Below are 8,622 nucleotides of genomic sequence, written 5' to 3'. Positions count from 1 at the left end.
CCCCCCCCCCCGCCACTAGCTACCGGCGGCCCCCCATTTCACGCGCATCTGCAATTCGGACCCCCAGGGGCAAAATGCCACGACCAAGAAAGCCGGCCGCCAAGGCGCTGGTTGAAGGCCGGCACATCATCAATGCTGGCCGCTATAAACGCAACGATCCAACCGGTGCCGAAATCGGCGCTCCACCCACTTGGCTAAACGAGCAACAGGCCAATGCATGGCGTGAATTCGCCAGCGAGTTGCCATGGCTCAATGCATCTCACCGTTGTCTTGTCTCCATCGCATCAGTCTTGCGCGCTCGCCTGCAAAGCGGCGCGGAGATGGGTACAAAATCGCTCAGCCTACTGAGGCTGTGCCTAAGCAGTATGGGCGCGACACCGGCCGATGCGAGCAAGATCAGTTGGGCGCCGGCAGAGGAGGCGGACGATTTACTTGACTAAAACTCACGGACACTCCGGCAGAGCTAGTAGGTTATCGTTGTAGTAGCCGTCAGCGTGAGTTCGAACATATTTTCCGTTCGGGCCGCTAACGACGCCAACGTCCGCGCGCTTACCGCCGACCAACGTAAAGAATGTATTGGTCCCGTTCTCGATCGATCGAATGACCTCCGATCTCGGCCACACCAACCACACGCCTCCGAATGCGACATACTGGCAATTGCTGGCGTCGAAGGGGGATGCTGGCGCCACGGGCTCAACCGGTGCTGCGGGGGCCAACGCCCCCACGTATGGCGGCACTTCGGCCACGTCGCTCGCTATCGGCACCGGATCCAAAGCGTTCACCACGCAGGCCGGCCTCGCCTATCAGAATGGCGCTCGCGTGCGGGCTAGCTCGGCGGCGAACACGGCGAATTGGATGGAAGGCCTCGTCACCTACAGCGGCACGACGCTGACCATGACGTCCGACAAGACCGGCGGCAGCGGCACGCTCGCGGACTGGAACTTCAACGTGGTGGGCCAGCCTGGGGCTGGTGATCTGTCGAGCGCCAACAATCTGTCGGACGTGGCGAGTGCTCAAACGTCACGTGGCAATCTCGGGGTTCTGTCTCCGCCGCAAGGTCGCCTGACCCTGGTGAGCGCAACGCCCGTGATGACGACGACGCAGAGCGCCAAAACGACGCTGTACTATGCGCTCTACAACGGCAATCAGGTGCCAATCTATGACGGCACCAAACTCACGATGACGACATTTGCCGAGTTGTCGATCGCGACGACCGACATCACCAAGAACCCCGCGGCGATCGGCGCCAGCAAGGTCAATGACTGGTTTGTCTGGAACGACAGCGGTACGCTGCGGCTGCCTCACGGTCCCGACTGGACAAGCGACACGGTGCGCTCGGCTGGAACGGCGTTGGGCCAGGTCAATGGTATCTGGCTCAACAATCAAGCCATCACCAATGGGCCGGCAGCGTGGCGCGGAGGCACCACGCGCAGCAATGCATCGTCGCAACTTGATTGGATTCTTGGCGGTTCGGGGTCTGGCGGTGTGGCTGGGTACCTCGGCGTGTGGAATGCCTATAACCGCGTGACGGCATCCGCAGCGGCGATCGATAGCGGCCTCGCATACACCTATTCCAGCGCGACCGTGAGGCAGGCGAGAGCGTCCGCAGGCAATCAGGTGTCGGCTGTATTCGGGCTGGCCGAAGATGCGACGCAGATTTCGTATGCATCACGCATTGGTCTGGTCACGAACTCAGCAGCCGCGGTTTCCGGTATTGGCGTGGATGCGACCAACGTTTTCATTGGTCAGGGGGTTCTTGCAGGCGGACGAATACTACTCAGGTCGGTGGAGCAGCCGCGTACGCGGCTCCGCCACTATTGGGTTTGCACGTGTTCTCAGCCAACGAACAGGGCGATGGCACCAACGCCAACAACATCAACGTGGCAGGTCAGAACGCGCTTAGCGTCCTGGCGAGGATGTAAGATCGGTGCCACCCGTATGGCCTGCGGACGCGCGTCGCGACAAGCCATTCTTTTGTCGGAGTCGCGCACTACTTTTCATTTTTGAAAAATGGAGAAGTAAGGTGGCAATTGGGACAGTGAAGTGGTTCAACCCAACAAAGGGGTATGGGTTCATTCAACCGGATTCCGGCGGCAATGACGTCTTTGTCCACATCTCCGCGGTTGAGAAGGCTGGTTTTACTTCGCTCGCAGAGGGCGCAAAAGTCAGCTTCGACATCGTGAAAAATCGCGGAAAGGAGTCGGCGGAAAATCTACGAATCGAGTGATGCACCACCCATTGTGTTGCTCAACAGAAAGGCCGCAGTGGTACGCCGCTGCGGGCGGCCGAGGAGATCGATCGGAATCGGCCGATGGATAAGGCGCTATTGTTCGCGTGGGCGTGCGCTCTAATCCTCTTGGTACTGTTCGTCGCGCTGTACCTTCCTTGGTAGTAAGTTGCCGATGGCGACTCGCCACGGCGCTGCCTGCGATCCGAGACTGATTGCCAAGTCACCGCCCACAATCCTGGTAGTTGCTCTAGGGCATTCGTCCGGAGGATACGTTGCCCGGTCAGCTTCTCCCTCCCTTGAGGCTGACCGGGCGAAGTTAGTGGCGCGCGCGATAGGGACAGCGCTTTATCGGTCCACCCCAAAGCACCGAGTCACGTGGCCGCTAACGTTCCCGCTGTTTAGGTCGCGCGGCTGCCACCGTGAGCCCGGTGTGATCCTTGAGGCTATCGATTACCTTGAGCGCGGCTTCGAGTTCATCTCGAAGACGCTTCGTAATCCGCAGAATGCCGCTCGCGAGCTCCTCGCGGCTGATTTCTGCACCGTGAGCAACTTTTTCTTCGAGGTCGCGTATAGCTTCGTCGATCTTGTGCAGCGAGAATGTGCTAGGCATCATCCGGCTCCGTCCTGATTAAGGGGCCGGCATCCGCCGACCCGCAGCGTAAAAATGCGTCCGCTACACGGTTTAGTAAAGCGGGTGGTGTTGCGGGAAAATCTGTCCCCATCTCGCGTCTGAGCGCCTCGAATTCGGATAAGGTCGAAAGAGGGCAATCCGCCACCGCGTCCATTTTTGAGCAGATAACTTCAACCCGGGATCGCCAATCGGCCAGCTGTTCTTCAGTTCGCTGTGGCGCGTACGTGTCTTCTGCCGGTGTATGGCTTGGCCTACGGACGTAGTCCGTGAATGCTTGGATTGCCGCTACCACTTCGGTCCTAGGCACGGCGGTTACTCCTATGAGCGGAGCCAGCTCGAACATTTGCAGGCCGAGCACTTTGATATGGCATGCACGCGGGGGCGCGACAACCCACTGGTACTGGTAGGTGCTTCCAGTCCTTCTCAGCGATACTCCTTGGTGGCACCAGGGGGGAATTTTGGGCCCCTCGGGAGCAAAGGTGGCCAGCCCTGCCAATCCAAGGGGCGAAGGCTGGCCACCATCGCTTGCGACGTCACCACACAGGGTAGCTACAGGCCAATGGATGCACATATTCGAGCAGCAAATCACGTCCCTGCGGTCCCAAGCGCTTGCGGTGTTTGCAGCCAATCAGGCCAGCGCGGCCGATCAGTCTTTGAGCCAAGCAGATCGCCAAATCGCGACGTCTAATGCCGAGGAGGCTCGACAGCTTGAAACCCAACCTCGGGCCGAAGGAGGCGCGGAAGATCGCTGCACGCATACGCGCTCTTCTAGGAGAGCCGCGTGTGTGCCAACCGGTTCGGGTGGCATGCCTGTGAGACTTTCGCCAGCGCGCCCGCGCTGCTTGCGGTGTGCGGGTTAGTCATAAAAGGCACTGGGTGCGCTCGCGATAGCTGACGAAAGGGTGACGGACTGTCTTGCTTCAATCACGACCGACAGGCTGCCAGGACTCCAAGTCAGTCTCCGAAAGAGAGACCCCAGCACGGGCAGCATGCTGGGGCGAGACGTTGGGCTGACGCGAGCCAGAAATCGAGCCACGACTCGATCATTATGACCGTGTAAATGTAGAGCAGCATCACGCACCGGTCAAAATCGCACTGCATGACAGTAATCGGCGGTAGGATCTTCGTTCGCGCTTTGAGGTGCAATCCGAGCAAACGCGAGAAAACGGCAGTTGCTAATCGCGCATAAGCAAATCTCACGTCCTGAAAAACGACCAAGTTGCTATCGCAACCAAAGGCTGTCCACCGGAAAGAGACGGCTTCGCTCTCCGCAAATGTCCGGTGGTTGGCTAGGTGCGAGAGGTTTTACATCAAGCGACGTAAGGAGATTTGGGAGCAGGTGCAGGCAGAAATGGCCGTTGGAGAAAGTGCGAGAATTTCTCGCACTTTATCGAAGCCGAAACGGGCCGAGGGAATAAACAATTCGCATCTGCAGCAGGCCATCTCCACTGGTGCCGGTGCGGCGAGTCTCCGCGCCGTAGCCGATTGGAACGAGCGCAAATCGTTTGACGAGCGCCGCCGCGCTGGCGGCCCTGAAGCTCCGTGTCGGGATGCGCAGGGCGGCCGGAAGGAAAAAGCGTTAGCTCGCGGAAGGGGGGTCTTAGCCGTGGAGGCCGTCGCTAGTGGGGATCACGGGCACTCAGCCAGTGAAAGAAGATTGTCTGGCTGAACGCCGTCCGCCGTTGTCTTGATGTATTTGTGCCCGTTGTGTTCGGCCACGACCACGCCAGCCATGAGTCCGTCTTCTTCGACATAGAACTCCCATTCGCCGCTTTCAATGTCTCTGATCGTCTGAACGACAGACTGCTTCCATTGACTTCCGTTTGAATATTCACCTCCGACACTTTCAATCCTCTCGTGGGGATTTATCCTGTCGGTCTTATTGATGCAGCGAACGCGTGCGAGTTTAACCACAGGGCTCTCTCCTTCGTGCTGCAAAGGCTGGGTGACCAGTTTAGCGTTCAGTGGCGGCCCAGGCAGCCCAACCAATCCTGGTAGGGGCCCGGGAGGCTTTTCGCCGATACAACGCGAGGGCCCCCCGCGGGTTGATGCCCCCCCTCGGGGGCGGGGCGGTCAGTTTTGCAGCTCAAGGCGGTAAGGCTGACCACGGAAGTTAGTGGCGCGCGCGATAGGGACAGCGCTTCTTCGGTATGGAGGCGCCGAGTCACGTGGCCGCTAACTTCACCGCGGCGCGGGTGTGGCAGGGACAGCGTCGTTTCGCATGTTTCGCGACGCCGAGTCGCCCCCGCGCCCCCCCCAGGACTGTTGGGCTCAAAAGGCCGATGAGCGCCGCGAGGAACGATTCTACTGGATATGCGCGCGCATTACGCTAATTGATTTGGCCACATTTCCCCACTTAGGATTTGTGGCCGTCATCTGCATTTTTCTGATTCAGATAGTCGCACTTGCCGCCCTGGCCAGAAAATATGCTGATGAGAACATCGCGATAGCGATCGACAAAATCATCGCATCGATTTGCGACAGGTTCGGGTGGAAGTAGGGCGGCGAGATCCTATCCGTAAAAGCCAATCAAAAAACGGATAGCAAAAAACGCCCCTGCGACTACGGCTGCCGTGATGGCTATCGCGAAACCAACCCTAAAGCTTTCGCTCATCAGTTCCCCCTAGGCCGCAGGCACATCCCCCTCCGAAATTGCGTCTGCGGCCTCCGCTGCGACGGTCCGCAATCATGCCGGTCACTGCGGTAGGTGTGCGACTACAAATTCTTGTAGTTGACCAGTTCGTGTTCTCTGGGCTCGAATTGCTGTCGAGCGGACCCTACGCCAGTCGCGAGCCCAATCGCCGGATGGATTGTAGCCATGACGAATGAACCGGATGATCTCATCGGACGTATTGCTGAGATCGAACTAATTGCTGAGATCGAACTAAATGAATCGGCGGCGATCTGTGTTGAGCAGATGGACGACGAAATCACGCTCGTCATTGCAAGCATTGTCGGCGTTCACTTCCAAGTGACAGTGGAGCAGGCGCTTGAGTTGTCGCGGGCCTTAGCTGTAGCTGCGGAGAATGCGGAAAAATTCCGTAAGTCAGCCAAGACGTAGCGGCTACTTCTTAATCGAGTGCTCTTGCATAAACCGCGCGGCCCTAACGCGCGCTCGCTCCATCATGTCTTCCTTCGCTTTCGCAGTGGCAAGCTCTGATTCAAGCCGCTCGAAGATCGGGAGATAGACTTCACCGCCTTGTGGCGACTGATCCATTAGGATCGCAAGACAATCCAAGCAACGCTCCAGTGTATCGACCGTGATTGGTTCGTCACTGCGGATCGCGAACCGTTTGGTCATCATTCGCCTACGCTGTCCGCGTCAATAGGGAGCTTGCTCCGCTCCCACTCCAATAACTCGGATAGAAGCCAGAACCTGGTGCGGCCACCGAGGCGCGTCGACGGTTGCGGAAAGGCCGCATCGCGCATGCGCCGGAATAGCCAAGTGTTCGATACGCTGCCGTAGCGCTCGCGAACTTGCTTGGCGTTGAGATACTGATCTGTCGCGAGGGCGTTGAGATCAACGGTCGACACGGGCGCCACCGAATCGTTGCTGCCGCCGCACGCTGGAATGGGAGTGTGGCTTTACAATAGGGCAGCACCCACATCCCTATGGACGCGCCGAAGCGCCCCGATAGGTGTGGGCAGCTAGGCCTTCGGTTTCGCCAGCCTCACACCAGGGCCGCCATCGATCGATTGACCATCTGCCAGGAAGATGGCGCCGGCAGATTCGAGGGCGGCGCGGATGGCGGCTATCGAATGACCCGGTGCCGTCGCGTCGGTCTCAACCCTCGTCACGGTGTTTCTGTGCACACCCGATTTCTCCGCAAGGTCTCGAACGGTCCAGTTCAACAAACCGCGCGCCGCCCTAATTTGTGCACTTGTCACCATGGTTAATTCCTGTATAGTGCATTTGTCACCATAGAGGTGATAGATGCACAATAAAGGAACCCGCCCAATGCTGCAAGCCGCCTCATTTCCGTCCGCTGAACGACCCACCACCCTTTCGCAGTTTCTCTACACCCATCGCCGATTGACCGACCTGGCCCGTGGGCCGCTTCCCAGCGAGATCGTTGAGGAGATGACCCACACCGCATGCGGAATTGCGGAGAGGATCCTTGAGGCGCCCGCCGCAGACTGGCGGGATCTGAGCAAGAAAGCCCTGCTGCTGCTCGACGAATTGCCCTACGAGCAGGAGTGGCTCGATCGTATGTGAATGCGGATCGAAATTTGACCCCTCAATCAGTCTATCTCGTGGGCTAACGTCTTGATTTTTCAAGTGCCGGAAAAGTGACCCCGGCGCCGATCGGCGTCGGACCCCCGCGCCGATTCACAGAAGCATGCGAAAACCATCGAGGCTCGCGGCGAAGACGTTGTCCAGCCGCATCAAGAAGCCGGATATACGTCAGTAGTTGTGGCCGTCGATCCTGATCAAGTCGGTCGTTGCAATCGGGCGGGGTCCATATGGGGTCCGGACGCCGATCGGCGTCCCAAGTGCTTGATGGGTCAATGTTCAGCGTCGATTCACAAAGATGTTGGCTGGAGATAGTCCTCGCCGCGAAAGCTGGCCGTACGCCTCACCGATGAGGAGCAGTATTTTGTCTCTGAATCTTCGGTCTATCGGCTGTTGACGGCGAAGCGCGCAGGCACATGCGCCATGCTGTCTTGGCGCGGCAATTGTCGTCATCAGGTTCTCGACAGCTTCCCCATTTAAGTTTAACAAACATACAGGGCTGATCCCCTTGGAAGAACATCCGCTGCCGATGCTCACGGTGCGTGCCTGCCGGCGCTGTAAAGGGCGGTTTGTTGCTGATTGCCCGGCATGTCAGATCGATAGCCCAGGTTCATATTTGAAGAGGACGGATGGATTTCCCCTTGACCAAGTCGGTGCATGAACAATCGGGCAGCACGGGTCCGCAAGAGAGCTCACCCGCGGCTCCGTCTGCAGCCGCGGCGACCTTTGAGCGGCAATTGAGAGAGATCAGCAGTTCAGGTGTGGGTGGTGGAGCAATGCCGGCCGCCGCTGCGCTGCAGCCGGCTCAATCAACGGAGGTTTTGATAGGGAGGCAGTGCAATCAGATCCTTTACTCCGAGGATGCTCGCCTTATCTCGGGGCTTGAGAAGGCCCTTACGAAGGGCGGGGCCGCCAAAGGCACCACCAATAACTATTTACGTGTTCTTCGCGGCTTTGGCCATTGGCTCTCCGCAAATAACAAAAAGGGCATCTCTGCTCGGCTCGACGACAAAAAATCGCTGTCTCAAGATGCGCGCGAGTTCAGCGGAGAGGGTGAGCCCTGGAAACTTCTTACAGCAATAGGTCATCTCCGAAATTCGCAGTCGACCGGCGAAGTCGTGCCGATCACACGCCACGTTGAGGTAAATCCTTATCAGCAGGACGCGGAACTCATCAAAGAGTACCAAAACGAAGTAGCGTCAGAGATGGGCAAGAGGGATGCAACCGCTCTTCGCAATTTCAGCGACTACCTGCGTGACAACAACAAGAAGGGTATTGTTGGTCGGCTTCGCGGCGAGTTGTTAAATGAAGATGTTAAGAGCTATAAGAAAGTCTCCGCTTTTCGTTCGAAAATCGGTGTCGCGCTGGATCGTCTCCGAAAATCGTCGGCCGGCGCTAAGGCGATGGATCTCGAGCGCAATATTGATCCCGAAGACGCGGCCCTGAAGGAGTCGAGGCAGGTCGGCGACGCCGCTGCGCAGCACAGTTCGTCGCAGAAAGCTGGCAGTTGGCCAGAGGAATTGCTTC

The 8,622-nt window shown here is 58.3% G+C and carries 13 protein-coding genes and 1 pseudogene; 7 read left to right on the top strand and 7 right to left on the bottom strand.

What is annotated here, in order from left to right; all coding sequences use genetic code 11:
* Positions 1-440: hypothetical protein (locus IC66_RS44530; RefSeq protein WP_240536571.1), on the top strand; the 440-nt coding region annotated here is incomplete at its 5' end.
* A 3-nt stretch (positions 441-443) separates the two neighbouring features.
* On the opposite strand, the gene IC66_RS44525 is transcribed toward IC66_RS44530, so the two are convergent.
* Positions 444-623 carry a DUF3892 domain-containing protein gene (locus IC66_RS44525; protein WP_071916953.1) on the bottom strand — a complete coding sequence of 60 codons (180 nt, stop codon included), beginning with the start codon at positions 621-623 and terminating at the stop codon, positions 444-446.
* Here IC66_RS44525 and IC66_RS0140760 point away from each other — a divergent pair.
* Both IC66_RS0140760 and IC66_RS0140755 read left to right on the top strand, forming a co-directional pair.
* Positions 601-2,007 (top strand): hypothetical protein, encoded by a 1,407-nt coding sequence (locus tag IC66_RS0140760; protein WP_038951285.1) that lies wholly within the window; start codon positions 601-603, stop codon positions 2,005-2,007. The two genes, IC66_RS44525 and IC66_RS0140760, sit on opposite strands and share 23 nt — an antisense overlap.
* A 16-nt stretch (positions 2,008-2,023) precedes the next feature.
* Positions 2,024-2,227 (top strand): cold-shock protein, encoded by a 204-nt coding sequence (locus IC66_RS0140755; protein WP_011090960.1) that lies wholly within the window; start codon positions 2,024-2,026, stop codon positions 2,225-2,227.
* A gap of 385 nt (positions 2,228-2,612) precedes the next feature.
* On the opposite strand, the gene IC66_RS0140745 is transcribed toward IC66_RS0140755, so the two are convergent.
* The 3 genes from IC66_RS0140745 to IC66_RS0140735 form a co-directional block, all read right to left on the bottom strand.
* A complete protein-coding gene (locus tag IC66_RS0140745; RefSeq protein ID WP_014498624.1) occupies positions 2,613-2,843 on the bottom strand; it encodes a hypothetical protein in 231 nt (76 codons plus the stop codon).
* A gap of 551 nt (positions 2,844-3,394) precedes the next feature.
* The gene (locus tag IC66_RS47425) at positions 3,395-3,619 is read right to left on the bottom strand and encodes a hypothetical protein (protein ID WP_154694125.1); all 225 of its coding nucleotides are present in this window, start codon (positions 3,617-3,619) and stop codon (positions 3,395-3,397) included.
* Between the two features lie 871 nt (positions 3,620-4,490).
* Positions 4,491-4,775, bottom strand: a complete 285-nt coding sequence (locus IC66_RS0140735) for a DUF3892 domain-containing protein (protein ID WP_038951284.1) — start codon at positions 4,773-4,775, stop codon at positions 4,491-4,493.
* A 307-nt stretch (positions 4,776-5,082) separates the two neighbouring features.
* Here IC66_RS0140735 and IC66_RS0140730 point away from each other — a divergent pair, with 307 nt between their 5' ends.
* Together IC66_RS0140730 and IC66_RS0140725 are read left to right on the top strand one after the other, a co-directional pair.
* On the top strand, positions 5,083-5,361 hold the full coding sequence (locus tag IC66_RS0140730; RefSeq protein ID WP_014498626.1) for a hypothetical protein: 279 nt from the start codon (positions 5,083-5,085) through the stop codon (positions 5,359-5,361).
* Between the two features lie 318 nt (positions 5,362-5,679).
* Positions 5,680-5,922 (top strand): hypothetical protein, encoded by a 243-nt coding sequence (locus IC66_RS0140725; RefSeq protein WP_014498627.1) that lies wholly within the window; start codon positions 5,680-5,682, stop codon positions 5,920-5,922.
* A 3-nt stretch (positions 5,923-5,925) separates the two neighbouring features.
* Here the strand turns inward: IC66_RS0140725 and IC66_RS0140720 are convergent, their stop codons facing one another.
* The 3 genes from IC66_RS0140720 to IC66_RS0140710 all read right to left on the bottom strand — a co-directional run bounded on the left by IC66_RS0140720 (position 5,926) and on the right by IC66_RS0140710 (position 6,752).
* Complete coding sequence (locus IC66_RS0140720; RefSeq protein ID WP_016846398.1) at positions 5,926-6,165, bottom strand: hypothetical protein; 240 nt, start codon at positions 6,163-6,165, stop codon at positions 5,926-5,928.
* The gene (locus IC66_RS0140715) at positions 6,162-6,395 is read right to left on the bottom strand and encodes a helix-turn-helix transcriptional regulator (RefSeq protein ID WP_223153795.1); all 234 of its coding nucleotides are present in this window, start codon (positions 6,393-6,395) and stop codon (positions 6,162-6,164) included. Before IC66_RS0140715 ends, IC66_RS0140720 begins: the two co-directional genes overlap by 4 nt.
* Positions 6,396-6,509: 114 nt before the next feature.
* Positions 6,510-6,752, bottom strand: a complete 243-nt coding sequence (locus tag IC66_RS0140710) for a helix-turn-helix domain-containing protein (RefSeq protein ID WP_011090956.1) — start codon at positions 6,750-6,752, stop codon at positions 6,510-6,512.
* A gap of 67 nt (positions 6,753-6,819) precedes the next feature.
* Here IC66_RS0140710 and IC66_RS0140705 point away from each other — a divergent pair, with 67 nt between their 5' ends.
* Both IC66_RS0140705 and IC66_RS0140700 read left to right on the top strand, forming a co-directional pair.
* Positions 6,820-7,077 carry a hypothetical protein gene (locus IC66_RS0140705; protein WP_014498629.1) on the top strand — a complete coding sequence of 86 codons (258 nt, stop codon included), beginning with the start codon at positions 6,820-6,822 and terminating at the stop codon, positions 7,075-7,077.
* Between the two features lie 659 nt (positions 7,078-7,736).
* Positions 7,737-8,622 (top strand): annotated as a pseudogene (locus IC66_RS0140700) (Ulp1 family isopeptidase); the annotation flags it as partial.

Source organism: Bradyrhizobium genomosp. III, from assembly GCF_000261705.1.
GTDB classification, from domain to species: domain Bacteria; phylum Pseudomonadota; class Alphaproteobacteria; order Rhizobiales; family Xanthobacteraceae; genus Bradyrhizobium; species Bradyrhizobium ottawaense.
The sequence above is the reverse complement of the archived record's forward strand: the minus strand, read 5'-3'. Positions and strand labels throughout refer to the sequence as shown.

What these genes read in the sequence shown, in the direction of transcription:
- IC66_RS0140760 (WP_038951285.1), top strand. Translation starts at nt 601, where the DNA reads ATGACCTCCGATCTCGGCCACACCAACCACACGCCTCCGAATGCGACA.
- IC66_RS0140745 (WP_014498624.1), bottom strand. Translation starts at nt 2,843, where the DNA reads ATGATGCCTAGCACATTCTCGCTGCACAAGATCGACGAAGCTATACGC.
- IC66_RS47425 (WP_154694125.1), bottom strand. Translation starts at nt 3,619, where the DNA reads ATGCGTGCAGCGATCTTCCGCGCCTCCTTCGGCCCGAGGTTGGGTTTC.
- IC66_RS0140730 (WP_014498626.1), top strand. Translation starts at nt 5,083, where the DNA reads ATGTTTCGCGACGCCGAGTCGCCCCCGCGCCCCCCCCAGGACTGTTGG.
- IC66_RS0140725 (WP_014498627.1), top strand. Translation starts at nt 5,680, where the DNA reads ATGACGAATGAACCGGATGATCTCATCGGACGTATTGCTGAGATCGAA.
- IC66_RS0140720 (WP_016846398.1), bottom strand. Translation starts at nt 6,165, where the DNA reads ATGATGACCAAACGGTTCGCGATCCGCAGTGACGAACCAATCACGGTC.
- IC66_RS0140710 (WP_011090956.1), bottom strand. Translation starts at nt 6,752, where the DNA reads ATGGTGACAAGTGCACAAATTAGGGCGGCGCGCGGTTTGTTGAACTGG.
- IC66_RS0140705 (WP_014498629.1), top strand. Translation starts at nt 6,820, where the DNA reads ATGCTGCAAGCCGCCTCATTTCCGTCCGCTGAACGACCCACCACCCTT.